This window comes from Mucilaginibacter sp. (assembly GCF_025362475.1).
Taxonomy (GTDB): domain Bacteria; phylum Bacteroidota; class Bacteroidia; order Sphingobacteriales; family Sphingobacteriaceae; genus Mucilaginibacter.
Genome location: NZ_JANYGH010000037.1, coordinates 84,854 through 100,297 on the forward strand (window position 1 = coordinate 84,854; position 15,444 = coordinate 100,297).

General features: G+C 42.2%; 14 protein-coding genes. 10 read left to right on the forward strand and 4 right to left on the reverse strand.

Annotated elements, in window-relative coordinates; genetic code table 11:
* Positions 1-8: 8 nt before the first annotated feature.
* Genes Q0R88_RS13200 through Q0R88_RS13210 form a run of 3 tightly spaced genes read left to right on the forward strand, consistent with a single transcriptional unit; the run spans position 9 to position 4,645 of the window.
* The gene (locus Q0R88_RS13200; protein ID WP_295716766.1) at positions 9-3,188 is read left to right on the forward strand and encodes an efflux RND transporter permease subunit; all 3,180 of its coding nucleotides are present in this window, start codon (positions 9-11) and stop codon (positions 3,186-3,188) included.
* 13 nt (positions 3,189-3,201) lie between these two features.
* The gene (locus Q0R88_RS13205; protein WP_295716768.1) at positions 3,202-4,290 is read left to right on the forward strand and encodes an efflux RND transporter periplasmic adaptor subunit; all 1,089 of its coding nucleotides are present in this window, start codon (positions 3,202-3,204) and stop codon (positions 4,288-4,290) included.
* Positions 4,291-4,339: 49 nt separating this feature from the next.
* Entirely contained in the window at positions 4,340-4,645 is a 306-nt protein-coding gene (locus Q0R88_RS13210; protein WP_295716770.1) for a hypothetical protein, read from the forward strand.
* A gap of 85 nt (positions 4,646-4,730) precedes the next feature.
* Here the strand turns inward: Q0R88_RS13210 and Q0R88_RS13215 are convergent, their stop codons facing one another.
* Both Q0R88_RS13215 and Q0R88_RS13220 read right to left on the reverse strand, forming a co-directional pair.
* Positions 4,731-5,381 (reverse strand): HD domain-containing protein, encoded by a 651-nt coding sequence (locus tag Q0R88_RS13215; RefSeq protein ID WP_295716772.1) that lies wholly within the window; start codon positions 5,379-5,381, stop codon positions 4,731-4,733.
* A 68-nt stretch (positions 5,382-5,449) separates the two neighbouring features.
* Complete coding sequence (locus Q0R88_RS13220) at positions 5,450-6,307, reverse strand: AraC family transcriptional regulator (RefSeq protein WP_295716773.1); 858 nt, start codon at positions 6,305-6,307, stop codon at positions 5,450-5,452.
* A gap of 202 nt (positions 6,308-6,509) precedes the next feature.
* Between Q0R88_RS13220 and Q0R88_RS13225 the strand changes: the two genes are divergently transcribed.
* From Q0R88_RS13225 to Q0R88_RS13250, 6 genes are all read left to right on the forward strand, one after another.
* Entirely contained in the window at positions 6,510-7,205 is a 696-nt protein-coding gene (locus Q0R88_RS13225; protein WP_295716774.1) for a LytTR family DNA-binding domain-containing protein, read from the forward strand.
* Between the two features lie 208 nt (positions 7,206-7,413).
* Positions 7,414-9,507 (forward strand): ATP-binding protein, encoded by a 2,094-nt coding sequence (locus Q0R88_RS13230; RefSeq protein ID WP_295716775.1) that lies wholly within the window; start codon positions 7,414-7,416, stop codon positions 9,505-9,507.
* Positions 9,508-9,843: 336 nt separating this feature from the next.
* Positions 9,844-10,608: an alpha/beta hydrolase gene (locus tag Q0R88_RS13235; protein WP_295716778.1), complete on the forward strand. Its 765-nt coding sequence runs from the start codon at positions 9,844-9,846 to the stop codon at positions 10,606-10,608.
* A 51-nt stretch (positions 10,609-10,659) separates the two neighbouring features.
* Positions 10,660-11,076, forward strand: a complete 417-nt coding sequence (locus Q0R88_RS13240; protein WP_295716780.1) for an organic hydroperoxide resistance protein — start codon at positions 10,660-10,662, stop codon at positions 11,074-11,076.
* Positions 11,077-11,098: 22 nt separating this feature from the next.
* Positions 11,099-11,593, forward strand: a complete 495-nt coding sequence (locus Q0R88_RS13245) for a hypothetical protein (RefSeq protein WP_295716782.1) — start codon at positions 11,099-11,101, stop codon at positions 11,591-11,593.
* Between the two features lie 386 nt (positions 11,594-11,979).
* A complete protein-coding gene (locus Q0R88_RS13250) occupies positions 11,980-13,920 on the forward strand; it encodes a M1 family metallopeptidase (protein ID WP_295716783.1) in 1,941 nt (646 codons plus the stop codon).
* 72 nt (positions 13,921-13,992) lie between these two features.
* Here Q0R88_RS13250 and Q0R88_RS13255 read toward each other — a convergent pair whose 3' ends face one another.
* Together Q0R88_RS13255 and Q0R88_RS13260 are read right to left on the reverse strand one after the other, a co-directional pair.
* Entirely contained in the window at positions 13,993-14,211 is a 219-nt protein-coding gene (locus Q0R88_RS13255) for a DHCW motif cupin fold protein (protein ID WP_295716787.1), read from the reverse strand.
* Positions 14,109-14,336, reverse strand: a complete 228-nt coding sequence (locus Q0R88_RS13260; protein ID WP_295716789.1) for a hypothetical protein — start codon at positions 14,334-14,336, stop codon at positions 14,109-14,111. Before Q0R88_RS13260 ends, Q0R88_RS13255 begins: the two co-directional genes overlap by 103 nt.
* Before the next feature lie 173 nt (positions 14,337-14,509).
* Here Q0R88_RS13260 and Q0R88_RS13265 point away from each other — a divergent pair.
* Positions 14,510-15,444, forward strand: a 935-nt coding sequence (locus Q0R88_RS13265; RefSeq protein ID WP_295716785.1) for a two-component regulator propeller domain-containing protein, incomplete at its 3' end; no start/stop codon positions are given.

A 15,444-nucleotide genomic window follows, 5' to 3' on the forward strand; every position in this document is an offset into this window, starting at 1 on the left:
CGACAGTTATGAACATGATTCAACTTTCATTAAGAAAACCTATAACGGTTATTGTCTTAATCATTGGTGTGGTATTGGCTGGCATTGTTGCCGCTACAGAAATCAACATTGATATTTTTCCTAATATCAATTTACCAACAATTTATGTTTCTCAGCCCTATGGCGGTATGTCGCCCCAGCAAATGGAGGGGTTTGTATCAACCAATTACCAAAACTTGTTTTTATACGTTAGCGGAATAAAATCTATTGAAACCAATAACATCGAGGGACTAAGCCTTTTGAAGCTAAGTTTTTATGATGGTACCAATATGGCGCAGGCCGCAGCAGAAGTAACCTCATTAACCAACCGGGCCTTTGCAGAAATGCCACCGGGAACGCCGCCACCAATCATTATCCGTTTTGATGCGTCCACTTTGCCTGTTGGGCAGCTAACCATCAGTAGCTCTAAACGCAGCAATAACGAATTGCAGGATTTAGCAAGCTTATATGTAAGGCCAAATTTCTCAAAAATTCCCGGCTTAACTTCACCGCCTCCCATTGGCGGTAACGCCAGAACGGTGGTTATTAAGGTAGATCCTGATCTGATGCGCAGCCACAACGTAACTGCCGACCAGATAACTGCCGCAGTAAAGGATAATAACCATATCTCTCCGGCCGGGACTGTTAATATTGGCCGTACTGCTTATCTAACGCCTTCCAACACAGTACTTAAAAATATTAAAGACTTTGAAAATATTCCCCTGCTTTACCAAAATGGCGCCACAATTTATTTAAAAGACGTAGCCAAAGTAGTGGATGGCGCGGACATTACCAGCGGATTCGCTTACATTAACGGTAAGCGGGCTATTTATATCCCGGTAATCAAAGCTTCCAGCGCTTCTACCTGGACGGTTGTACAGGATTTGAAGAAGGCTATCCCAAATATGCAAAGCCTTTTACCGGCAGATGTGAATTTAAAATTTGAGTTTGATGAATCTGTCTATGTGATCAACGCGGTAAAAAGTCTTGTCAGCGAGGGAGTAACCGGGGCTATCCTGGCCGGTTTAATGGTGCTTATCTTTTTGGGCGACCGCAGAAGCGCCTTTATCGTGATCGTCAATATCCCGCTTTCGGTTATTATCGGCACACTTGCGCTGAAATTATTTGGGCAGACGCTTAATATAATGACACTGAGCGGCCTGGCCCTGGCGATAGGGATTTTGGTGGATGAGTCTACCGTTACTATCGAAAATATACACCGGCACATGGAAATGGGCAAAAACAAGGCCCGCGCCATTGCCGATGCCTGTGAAGAGATAGCTTTGCCAAAGCTGCTGATCTTGTTAAGCATCCTGGCGGTATTTGTGCCGGCTTTGTTCATGACCGGTGTACCACAGGGAATGTTTCTGCCGCTATCAATGGCCGTCGGTTTTTCTATGATTGCCGCGTTCCTGCTATCGCAAACGCTTGTTCCGGTGTTATCCAACTGGATATTAAAAACACCCGATCATAAAATAGAGTTACCTGCCAGGGAGCAAAAGCCAACCAAATTTGACCGCTTCAGATCAGCTTGTGTACGCATTGTGCAGTGGATGATGAAGCGAAACAAGTTAAGCGTTGCGCTATATGTAGTTATTTCTGTTTTTATTATTGGCTTAAGCGTATCAATAATTGGTAAAGATATTTTGCCTAAGCTGGATAGCGGCCAGTTCCAGATCCGCATACGTGCACCGCAGGGTGCCCGGCTGGAAGAAACTGAAAAAACAATGCTGGAAGCCCAGCAGGTATTATATCAAACAGTAGGTCGCAACAATGTAGCCATTATATCCGCTTTTGCAGGGCAGCACCCGTCATCTTTCCCTACGCTGCCGGTCATTCTTTTCATGAGCGCCTCCAACGAAATTGTGATGCAGGTTAACCTAAGCGATAATTACAAGGTTAACATAAAAGATGTAAAGGAAAACCTGCGCAATGCACTCCACAAGGCAATGCCCCAAGTAACATTGTCATTTGAACCAATTGACCTGACGAGTAAAATCATGAGCCAGGGTTCATCTACACCCGTAGAAATTGCCGTAATGGGCAAGGACATTGCCCAGGGCCAGCAATTTGCCGATTCGCTGATTGCCCAATTGAAACAGGTTCCTTTTTTAAGGGATGTTCAGCTCAAGCAACAACTAAACAGTCCTTCCATCCAAATCAATATTGATCGCGATAAAGTTAAGCAAATGGGGCTCGCGATGACAGACGTTAGCAATTGTATCACAGAGGCCACTTCATCAAGCCGGTTTACTGATAAAAATTTATGGCTGGATCAAAAAAATGCTAACTCTTACGAAGTGCAGGTAGAAATACCCCAGGCTGATATAGGCAGCATGGATCAGCTGGCCGCGATTCCCATATTTAAGGGCAGGGCCAGGCCCGTGCTTGGCGATGTATGCACCCTGAACCTGGCTCCAATTGTCGGCGAATATGATCGCAAGGGCGCTACAAGGTTCTTATCAATTGTGGCCAATATTTATAATAAAGATCTTGGTTCCGCTTCTGCAGCAATAAACAAAATACTAAAGAACGCTGGTGCACCGCCACGCGGAATATCGGTAGAGGTAAGGGGATTGACTATTCTTCTTGATCAAACACTCAGTAGCCTGCAATCAGGCTTGCTCATCACCATCATTATTCTAATGCTGATGTTATCGGCCAATTACCAATCCTTCCCATTGGGTTTCACTGTAATAACTACCATCCCCGGCGTTTTGGTGGGTGCTTTGCTCATGTTACTGGCTACGGGTTCAAGCCTTAACCTGCAATCCTATATGGGCATTATCATGTCTGTAGGGGTGTCAGTTTCAAATGCCATTTTATTGATCACCAATGCCGAGCAAATCAGGAAATCGGGCAAGGATGCGATGGGATCTGCCATCGAGGCCATGGAGTTGCGCCTGAGGCCAATTCTGATGACTACCATCGCCATGATTGCCGGAATGATTCCAATGGCTTCGGGCCTGGGCGAGGCCGGAGGGCAAACCGCACCGCTTGGCCGGGCTGTTATAGGAGGCCTTATCGCTTCCACCTTTGTATCGTTATTCATTTTGCCGGTAATCTTCTATTTAATCAGGCGTAACGCTCCGGTTCACCCGGTGTCATTGGATCCTGATGATCAGGAAAGCATTTACTATGATCCTAAAAAAGAATTGTCAAATAATTAAACAAACAAAACTCATGAAACCATATAATGTTATCATATGTGCATTGGCCGCCAGTATGTTGGCCGCCTGCCAAAGCAAACAAGCTCCTGTTACACCTCCAGCAAATAAGGTACCCGTTTTCAGTTTGCAAAAGGGAACACTTCATACCACCATGAGCATACCTGGAGTGCTCCAGCCTTATCAAACCGTAGATCTTTATGCCAAGGTAAATGGCTTTATAAAAACCATGACTGTAGATGTTGGCAGCGAGGTACACCAGGGTCAGTTACTGATGGTGCTTGATGCCCCGGAAATGACCGCCGCCCTGAAACAAACGCAAGAGGATCTGCACACAAAAGAAGCAATTTACCGTGGAAGCAAGGCCAATTATGACCGTTTGCTAAAAACCAGCAGAGCTCCGGGAACTATATCACCAAACGACCTGGATATGGCCCATGCTAAAATGAGTGCCGATAGTTCATCACTGCTTGCGGCAAAATCGGCATACCAACTGTCGGGAGATTTGAGAGGCTACCTTGAAGTAAGAGCACCCTTTGATGGGGTGATCAGTTCACGAAATGTTTATCCCGGTGCCTATGTTTCCCCATCAGATAAAAGCTCCAACAAGCCTATGCTTACTTTACAGCAGCAAACAAAACTGCGGCTGGTTGTTGATGTGCCCGAGGCTGCTACCAGCTATTTCTCTGATAAGGATACCGTTCATTTCACTGTTAAAACTTTACCGGGTAAGCAATTTGCAGCCGTTGTAAACCGTATGGCAGGAAGCATGAGCGACGAACTGAGGTCTGAGCAAATGCAGATGGATATTATCAATAAAGATAAACTGCTGTTACCCGGCATGTTTGCCCAGGTAAGCCTGCAGCTAAGCAATGCACAAAAAACCTTCATTGTTCCGCAAAGTGCAGTGGCCGAAAATTCCCAGCGTGTATTTGTAATTAAGGTGGTTAACCACAAGGCCCAATGGGTGAATGTGCAAAAGGGAAGAGAAACTACAGATAGCCTGGAAGTTTACGGTAATTTAAAAATTGGGGATATACTTATTCATGATGCCACAGACGAAATAAGGGGCGGACAGGTAGTTAACGCAGATAACAACAGGTAAGGATAATAAAGCAAATCGCGGTTAAACAACAATATTATAATGCCATGTCATGAATGAACGCCAAAACAGCAAGTCGCCCCATATTTTAAACGCATCATCCAATCTTTTAGGTTTGTGTTTTGTGGTATTGACCTCTTTAAAATACCTGAAAGCTGCACAAAGAACCGTTATTGACGAGATAGTGATGGTTGCCATCATTTCGTTTATGCTCAGTTGCGTACTTTCATTTCTTTCCATCAGGGGCAATATCAGGGAGGGAGGCAAATGGGAGAAAATCGCAGATGTTTTGTTTTTGGTTGGCATCCTGGTTGTTTTTGTCACAACCATATTGATCCTGTTTAATTTGATTGAGTAAGTTACTGATCTGTTATTAAAACGGCGCCCGGCACAGATGGAAAAACTCTTTCCATCTGTACCGGGCAATGCCGTTCATAGCATAATTATTCGCTCCAGGGAGAGTGCAGGATACAATCACAGAAATTTTTACGATGAAAATTAGGGATCATGTAAGCGCAAACGTCTGCTTTAATGTTTCCGAAGGTAGTATCCGTTTTGTGTTCAAAACCACCAAAAAAGGTGGGGATGATCCTGTTTTTAAAGTCATCACGTGGGAAAATACTTATAATTTCTTCGCGGTTTTCTTTGCTCAGGTTTTCATAACCTTCTCCCATAACATCCAAACCTACTCCCGAATACATAAGCGCTACTTCGGGCTCTTTGTATTCGGCAATGCCAATAGTGGTATGCAGCGCTATAGTATCCCACACCAGTTGAAGTGCTTCTTTAGGTACGTTATGGCTTTTCAGGAAATCCCGGGCTGCGTTAGCGCCATCTACTTCAAAACGTTTATCAGGGCTGCTGTAGTGAGGCGTTAATCCCAGGTCATGAAATACCGAACTGATATAAAGCAACTCCGCATCATATTTTAAGTTGCGGCGCTTTCCGTTAAGGGATGAAAAAAGAAATACCCGCATGGAATGATTATAGATGAATGATGTGCCATGCTCCCGCAGTAACTCAGTGGCTTGTGTGGCCAGGGCACTATCAGGGATATTAATGCCGGCTATCGATGTAAATTTATTGACAGACATAATTTGTTGAATTTGTTTCAACAAATGTATTCCCTGGGATGCACCTGTGGAATGTCAGAACCGGTTAATCACATGCCAATATTTATGTGGCTTTTCCGGTAATCAGCGGGCGATGCTGAAACGTATTTTTTGAAGAAATGGCTGAATTGCTCGGGCGTGGAAAAATTAAGCTGAAAGGCGATTTCTTTGATGGGGCTTGATGAAAATTGGAGAGATCGTTTTGCTTCCGCCAGTATCTGCCCATTTATCAGATCCTTGGCTCCGCTGCCACTGCAACGCCTGGAAAGTTCAGATAATTTTCTTGCCGGAATTCCAAGCTGGCTGGCATATTCACTTACCTCATGCGTTTTCTGGTATTGCGTGCTGATGAGCTCAATAAACTTACGGTAGAGCATTTTTTCCTGGTTATCATAGCCCTTGATGAGTGAAGCGTTGATGTTGGCAATTTTAATCATGATGATCTTGAGATAGGCCGCCAGTGCATCCGTTTTATTGATATAATTGGTTTTTAAGTATTCATGGCGCAAGGTTTTAAACAAAGCGCAGATTTCTTTTTTATCTGGCCGGTTAAGGGGCAATACCTGGTTTACTGCAGTATTATTAAACAGAACAGATTTACAGTTGTTGGCGCTGGCAGGAGATCTTTCCCAGAAATAATCGCCAAAGCAAATTTCGTATCCTGTTATTTTACAATCCGGTTTAAAATAAATAACCTGGCCTTTTGATAATAAAAACAATTCATTGCCCAAAACAGGGTAAGTCATTTCATCAATCTGCAACTCGCCTTCACCATCCTCAACCAGGATTATACGGTTATAAATCAATCGGGATGGGGGTAATTGTGCATCAATTTTGCCCTGTAAATAATTAATTGCAAAAGCATCCGGCAGTTCTACCTCTACAATTGCATTTGTTAAGTTTAGCATAATACCGGTACAATTAAACATTTAAATCAATGCGTAAATTTAAAAGTTAATTATCCGGATACATCCAGTTAGCAAACAATTTACATTTTGCACACGCTTGCAAATAGCCAACGAGCCTGTTTTTTATGGATTAAATTACCAGGCTTCAATCCCTGTAACATTAAAAAATTGAATTATCTTAGCTATAAAATAGCTCCTGCCCATGACTTGTTTAATCATCGATGATAACCCGATAGCGCGCGCCACACTTAGCCAGCTGGCAAGCCAGATTGCTGATCTGGATGTAATTGCTGAGTATAGTAATGCTATAGAAGCCTATAATCATTTACAGGAAGATGATGTTGACTTTTTATTCCTGGATATTGAAATGCCCGAAATGACCGGCATCGAGTTAACAAGAAATCTTAAAAACAAAGATTTGCTGATCATTTTTACAACCTCAAAAAAAGACTACGCGGTAGAGGCTTTTGAATTGAATGTAGCTGATTATCTTATTAAACCGGTTACCCCGGGCAGGTTTTTGCAAGCCGTGGATAAAGCCAGGGAAATACTGGAAAGTAAAAAAGAAGAGGTTAGGGTATCAGTAGATGAATTTATTTTTGTGCGGGATTCTACCACAATTCGCAGGTTAAAGCTGGAAGATATCTTATATGCAGAGGCCATGGGCGACTATGTGAAATTTTATACCCCGCAAAAAATGTACGCCATCCATGGTACCATGAAATCGGCCGAAGAGAAATTGCCTCCTTCCAAATTTGTCAGGGTACATCGGTCGTATATCGTTGCCATAGGCAAAATTGATACATTGCAGGATGGCGGATTGGTAATAGACGGTAAATTTCTGCCGATTGCCGATGCCTACCGCAAGGCATTAACCAACCGGATGAACATATTTTAACAACGATGAATTTGGCCAGTTTAACGATGCAATAACCTTGTTAAACGAATGTTATGGTTAAAATTGATTTCATGCATTGATATTTGTCCATCAATAACGTTCAGCATCTTTTGTAATGGCTAACAAAAATTTTATATATCTTATTCTCGGCTCTTTTTTAATAGGTACAGTTTTATTAATTGTACTCCATTTTAATTTTCTCCAGAGCATGAGATCCATGCGGGATGGCAACCGACATTTGCTTAAGGAGCTGCGGTTAAGTAACCACCTGCGCGAAGTTGACCGCGATATTTTAGGTGTGGAGAGCAGGATAAGAGCAGCCATCGCCACCGGCGATACCTCGCACCTACAGGGAATAGATGCCAAAATTAATGCCGTAAAAGTATTTCTCGATTCCCTCAAGTCAAATGATCGTGACGCCGCGGCACAAAAACGTTTTAACAGGCTTAACACGCTAGCGCAGGAAAAGATAAAAATAAAAGACCGGTTGCTGAGCCGGTATTTTAAAACGGGGAATATGCAGGATACCAGTTTTATTGCTAACCCTCGAGCCAGGCGCATATCTGACGAGATTACCACCATTGTAGGTAAAGTTTATGATGACCGGCAAACACTCATGGTAAACCTGAGCAATAAAATTGCCAGCGAATCGCGCAAGGCCCGTATTTATGGTAACCTGCTGATGGCTTTTATGTTAATTAGCGGTGGCTTGTTAACCTGGTTTATTATAGCACAATTTCGTTTGCAGGCCCGGCTAATTTTTAAACTGGATAAATCCGAAAAAACGGCGCTGGAAGCACTTCAGATAAAGGAAAACTTCCTGGCTAATATGAGTCATGAGATCCGTACACCTTTAAATTCGATACTTGGTTTTACCAATTTATTAAAAAGACGTAACCTGGATGCAGACTCCGGCGAATTTGTAGGGTCAATTCAAAGTGCAGGTGAAAATTTGCTCACCATCATCAATGATATTCTCGATTTATCGAAAATTGAAGCTGGAATGATGCGTATTGTTAATGCTCCCTTTAGCGTCAGCGGCCTTTTACAATCTTTAGAAACGCTATTCCAGGAAAAAATAAAACAAAAGGGACTGGTTTTTAATAGCGAAATTGACAGCAAGGTTCCTGATACGCTTGTTGGCGATGCCACAAGGTTGACCCAGATCCTGGTCAACCTGATTGGGAACGCGCTTAAATTTAGTGACAAAGGAAAAATCAAGGTGTATGTTTACTGTAAAGAGGTTGATGGCAAAAATTTGAAGTTAGGCTTCCAGGTTTCTGATAACGGAATTGGTATTGACAAAGAAAAATTAGTCACCATCTTTGAACGTTTCAACCAGGCCGAAGATTCCATTACAAGGAATTATGGGGGTACAGGGTTAGGGCTTTCCATTGTAAAAACGCTGGTGCTATTACAACACGGAAATATCAGTGTAAGCAGTATCCCAGGCAACGGAACTACGTTTGATTTTTATATTCCTTACACTATTGCCGATGAACAGCTAACCGAGATCAATCACCATGCAGACAATTTAATAGCAAAAACCAATCAGCCATTAAAAATACTGGTGGTTGATGATAACGCCATGAATCAAAGCCTGATGAAGCATTTGTTAACCGAATGGAAAACATCTTTTGATATTGTTGGCAACGGTATTGAAGCAATCAACCGCTTAAAAGTGGATACTTATGATCTGGTACTGATGGATATACAGATGCCTCAAATGGACGGCTATACGGCAACGCGCCACATTCGCTCCGATTTGAAGCTAACTGTTCCTATCATTGCGATGACGGCACATGCTATGGCCGGCGAGCGTGAAAAATGCATTAGCAATGGCATGAACGAGTATATCCCAAAACCCATTCATGAAGAGGATCTTTTTAAACTTATCGCGAAGCTTTTACCTTCCAAAATTTCAAATGAGGATCATAGTACGCAAACAGGTCCGGCGGAATATAAGTTTATTGATCTTACTTATATGCGATCAATAAGCAAAGGTAATTTAGCGTATGAAAAAATAGTTACCTCGCAATTTATTGAAACTATCCCGGGTGACCTGTCTGGCTTAAAGGATGCGTTGAATCAACTTGATTATTCGCGTATTAGCCATATTGCACATAACATGAAGACCAGCGTTGCTATCATGGGGCTTTTGCCCCGCTTAGAAAGTACGCTTGATAGTTTAGAAGCAGCGAGTGCCGAAACCCCCTATATTGTTTCGCTTATTAATGAATTAACTGAGGTTTGTAAACCAGCACTAAGTGAGGCTGCTGATCATCTTTTATCAGTCAGTTAAAAGTAGTAAAGGCACGGAAAATTAGTCGGCTTTTTAACTCAGCCGGGCTAATAAAATCTACGATTTTTCACCATAAAGCAGCCCAATCTCAGGCTGCTTTTTTATTTTGTTTCGCCCCCTGTAATTAGTTATCTGCCAGATTTTGCTGATTCAATTAGCCGCATGATCGTAGCAAAAAGCTTTCAAATACTTCATCAAGCGTTTTAACGACTGGATTTGCCTGTTCATCGAATAGAACATGGGTACGGCTTTAAACGAAGCTAATTTTATATCATAAAAAAACAACCGGCATGCAATAGCATGTGGTTTAGGCACAAACTCAAAACGCTATAGATCATGAAAACATTAATCAAACTTAAATGGGCTGTCATAGCCATCTGTACTTTCGCAACATTAAGTGTACAGGCTCAGACTACAACTATAAAAAACATTGTACTGGTGCATGGTGCATTTGTACATGGATCTGGGTGGAAACCTGTTTACGATATCCTGGTGAAAAAAGGCTATCATGTGAGTGTTGTTCAGCAGCCTTTAACTTCTTTTGAAGGAGATGTGGCGGCAGTAAAACGGGTATTGGATATGCAAAATGGTCCGGCTATTTTAGTAGGCCACAGTTATGGCGGTGCCATCATTACCGAAGCAGGCAATGATACACATGTTGCCGGCCTGGTGTATATAGCTGCACATGCGCCGGATAAAGGAGAAAGCGAAGGCGGAAACGGCAAACTCTTTCCTTCTGCCTATAAATCACTACAGAAAGGCACAGACGGGTTTGATTATATAGATCCTTCCAAATTTCATGCAGACTTCGCAGCTGATCTTCCTGCAGCTATTGCAAATTTTGAAGGTAATGCACAAATGCCGACTGCAGATATAGTATTCCACGCCATTATTCAAAATCCCGCCTGGAAAACTAAACCGAGCTGGTATATGGTAGCACAATCAGACCGTATCATTAATCCCGACCTGGAACGCATGTATGCAAAACGGGCAAACAGCCACAAGGTAGAAATAGCAGGCGCCAGCCATTCTGTTTATGAATCGCACCCTAAAGAAGTTGCAAAACTGATTATAGCCGCAGCTACAAACGCTAAGAATTAATTCCTGATTCGAAAATCGGAAATATTTAAAAGCCAGAATAAAACTACTGAAATGAAATCAATCTATTCAATCAAAGCCACATCCACGGGAGGGAGAAACGGGCATGTACACTCAGATTATAATTTAATTGATGCGGATGTGCGTTTACCCAAAGCGCTCGGCGGCAGCGACGATGAACATTTAACGCCCGAATTATTTTTTGCGGCCGGCTATGCTGCCTGTTTTGATAATGCCGTAATGCATATTCTCAGGCTGGAAAAAGTAAGGTCGGCCACACCGGTCGTAACGGCCAAAGTTGACCTGTTGCAGCTTGAATCTGGCTTCCTTGGGTTGGCTGTTGAATTGTATGTGGAGATACCCGGTATGGAACATCAGTTAGTTGAGGGAATTGTAAATAAGGCGCACCAGATCTGCCCGTATTCAAATGCTACGCGCGGCAATATTGAAGTAAAGCTAATCGTAAAATAAAAACATACTTAATAATCAGAACATGAAACGTTTATCAATAATAGTTATCCTGTTTATTTTGCCCGCTGCCTTTTTGGCAAGCTGTGAACAACCGGCCGGTGGTAATAAGGCATTGCAGGCCCGGGTAGATAGTCTTCAAAGCAAGCTGGATTCTGCCTATGTACCGGGTACCGGTGAAATTATGAATGGCATTGTGCAGCCGCACCATTATAAGCTGTGGCTTGCGGGGCAGCAACAAAACTGGAAACTGGCAGAATATGAAAGGCACCAATTATCGGGCGGTTTTAAAAGAATCCGGAAATACCACAAGAATACGCCGGAAGCTGCTGCGCTGGCGATGATCTACCCAGAAATGGATGCCCTGGAAAAAGCGATAAAGCAAAAAGATGCGGCGGCTTTTAAAAATCATTTTGCCTTGCTTACCAATACCTGTAATACGTGTCACCAGGCAACCAAATATGAATTCAATGTGATCACAGTTCCATCTGCCCCGAATTTTGATAATCAGCGTTTTTAACAATACCCCAAATTGAATAATACCCCCAATTGAATAATGTAATATGGAGGGGCCCGGATTTTCATGCCGGGCCTCCTTTTTGCATTTTTATACTTTCCCTCAATTTAAAAGCATCACGCAAACGTTTGATAGCTGTCATTTTTTAATCATTTATATTAATGATGTAAAGAAGAGCGCTGTTGACAACGTAAGATTGACCTCGTCATCATTACAATTAAGGCTTTCCTTACCTTTAAACTTTCCGCTTTAGCCTGGTTTAATGAAAATTAATCAAACGTTTGTGCTATCCCCAACCGGGTAATATTAAAGCCGAATATCTAATTTCAGAAACCGGTACTTATCAGGCTCCGCATAAACCTGGAAGTGCATAATGGAATTAGATGAACATGATGAAGAAAAATAAAAAATTATGGCTGCTGGGAGTTTTATTGCTCCCCATTACTGCCTTTGGGCAAAGCAAATCGCTTTACGATCCTCTGCAGGTTTTTGATCACGGATTTTTTACCCACAACGGTAACGATATCCGTAACGCCAATGGCGCTCCCGGACCTAAATATTGGCAAAACCGTGCAGATTATGTTATTCACGCGGCGTTGGTAGAAAAAGATACAACCATATCGGGCGATGTAAACATCACCTATACCAATAACAGCACAGATACACTGAATTATTTATGGCTGCAGCTTGATCAGAATTTGTTCAGATCAGACTCCAGGGGAGTAGCAACCACATCGGTTAAGGGCGATAGATTTGATTCAAATGGTTTTAAGGGAGGGTACCAGATAACCACCACCACAGTTACCTATATGGGTAAAAGTTATACTATAAAGCCATCTATTACTGATACCCGCATGCAATTGCGTTTGCCTTTTGTAGTAAAACCCCATGGCGATAAAATAGGCATAAAGATAAATTATTCCTTTGCCATACCAGAACATGGCGCCGATAGAATGGGCAGGCAGCCTACTAAAAATGGCATTATTTATCAATTGGCGCAATGGTTCCCCCGGATGTGTGTTTACGATGATGTGATGGGATGGAACACTCTGCCTTATATGGGCACCGGCGAGTTTTATTGCGAGTACGGCAACGTTGATTATTTTATTACCACACCGGCCGATATGATTGTTGCCGCATCCGGAGACTTGCAAAACCCGCAACAGGTTTTAACCGCCGTTCAAATTAAACGTTTGGCCGATGCAGCAAAGAGCGATAGCACCATAAGTATCATCAAACAACAGGAACTGCTTACACAGGGCATAAGACCAAAGCAAACCGGCACACTAACCTGGCATTACAAAATGCAAAACACCCGCGATGTAGCCTGGTCTGTATCAAGGGCGTTTATATGGGATGCCGCAAGGGTTAATTATCCATCCGGCAAAAAGGGCTTAGCCATGGCTGTTTATCCTGCCGAAAGTGTAGGCGCTAATAAATACAACCGGGCAGCCCAGTATTTAAAACATAGCATGGAGTTTTACTCGCAAACTTATTTTGAATATCCATGGCATTCGGCAGTAGTGGTTGCCGGTGTGGCATTGGGCATGGAGTATCCCGGCATTGTGTTTTGCAGCTATAGCATCAAAGATGATGACCTGTTTAGGGATGTTACCCACGAGATGGGCCACAATTGGTTCCCGATGATAGTAGGTAGCAACGAAAGGCGCTTTGCCTGGATGGATGAAGGCTTTGATACTTTTATCAATGGTTATGCCTGGTCGCACTTTAATAATGGCGAATATGCCGATAAAAGCAACCCGGCATTAGGCATTACTCCGCAAATGTTGAAGGGAAAAGATCCCTTAATGGTAGCTCCCGAAATAAATAATGAAGGAGGAATGTACTATTACAAAACCGCGTTTGCCTTAAATTTATTACGCAATGTGGTTTTGGGCGCCGATAGATTTGACTATGCCTTTAATACCTACATTAAAAGATGGGCCTATAAACACCCTCAGCCAGATGACTTTTTCAGAACGATGAATGACGCGGCCGGCGAAGATCTTGGATGGTTTTGGAAAGAATGGTTTTACACCACCTGGAACCTTGACCAGGCCGTTACCGATATTAAGTACGATAAAAATGGAGCGGCATCAGGAGCAATCATCACTATTGAAAACCTTAGGGAAATGGCCATGCCTGTTACTGTAAAGATCATTGAGCAAAACGGGCAAACGCAAGTAATTAAACTGCCTGTTGAAGTTTGGCAACGCGGCCCTAAATGGAGTTTTAAATGCAATACTACTTCAAAAATAGCCAGGGTTATTGTAGATCCTGATAACCTGCTGCCTGATGTGGACAGGAGTAATAACGTTTTACGCGATTAAGCTTTTTAAACCATCAACAAAATGCTGAGCCTCCAAAAATATTGGGGGCTTAGTTTTTTTTATAATAAGTGCTTAGGTCAACTCCAGAAAATCACCGTCAATAATCAATAGCTTTACACCCTTGCTTGATAAAGACCGGTGCGAGCTCAACTCGTCGGATACTACATAGGTCATTCCTTTTGTAAGTATTATTTTTTCGCCGTTTTCCTGTTCTGTGGTAAACTCTCCCTCCAGGCAGTGTACAATATGCCCTTTCCGGCACCAATGGCGGCAAGGTATATGTCTGAATATTCCACTATCCTGATCCTTAAACCGGGAAATTGCATTGTTTGCCAAAAAGCCATGCCCGTTTCTCCGTCATGCGCTATTTTATCAATTGTTGTCCAATCAATTGTTGTAAATGGTATATTGCTCATTCCGTGGTGTTATATTTAGAACTTCAGTAAAATTATGATTTTGTTTTGTGAATGCCAGCTTGTTAGCCCTTCATAAAATATTAACCTTTAATAAAAAGAAACGTATAAAACGTAACTCATGCTGCTGAGCACTGCAATTGCTTTTAACTATTGTTGATCTATATCTTCAAAAAATGAATGGCTTAAAATATTTACTAATAATTTTTTTTACTGCCATATCTGCATCGTTATTTTCACAAAACAGGCAGCTTCATTTTGAGCACCTGGAATCTGCAAACGGTCTTTCTGAAATTAACCCTAACTGCATTTTTCAGGATAGCCGGGGCTTTATCTGGATAGGCACAGGCGATGGTCTTAATCGTTACGATGGCTATAAATTTAAGATCTACCGTAATGATCCAACCGACCCAACAACTATTACCAATAATTATATTGCTGATATTGCCGAGGATGAAAACGGTAATCTTTGGATAGCAACATCCGAGGGCTTAAACAAATTAGATCGTAAAACAGATCGTTTTAAACGTTATGCGCACAATGGTAAGAACAACAAAAGCATATCTGAAGACAACGTAAGCAGGATAATTTATGCAGGCAATAATAAATTGTGGCTCGGCACCTCAACGCAGGGCCTAAATTTATTTGATATCAAAACCGGAGAATCAATACATTTCAAAAATAAAAAAGGCAACCCCAACAGCTTAAGCAGCAACCGGGTAACCACTCTGTATAAAGATCGCCAAAATAACTTATGGATTGGCACTTTTGACCAGGGCCTTAATCTTTACCGGCCTAAAAGCAACGATTTTATAAGTTATAAACATAGCGATAGGGATGTAACTTCCATATCGGCAAACCGGGTAACCAGTATTTTGCGCGACCGGGATAATCACCTTTGGATAGGCACTTTTGAGCATGGCCTAAATTTATTTAATGATACCACCAGTACCTTTCGCCATTTTGTTAATGACCCTGCAAATGATAACTCGCTGGCAAATAATAGTATTCAAAGTATTGCCGAAGGTATTAGTCAAAGCATTTGGATAGGAACCGAAAACGGAGGTATTAGCATTTTTAATTACAACAAGCAGCATTTTGCAACTTACAG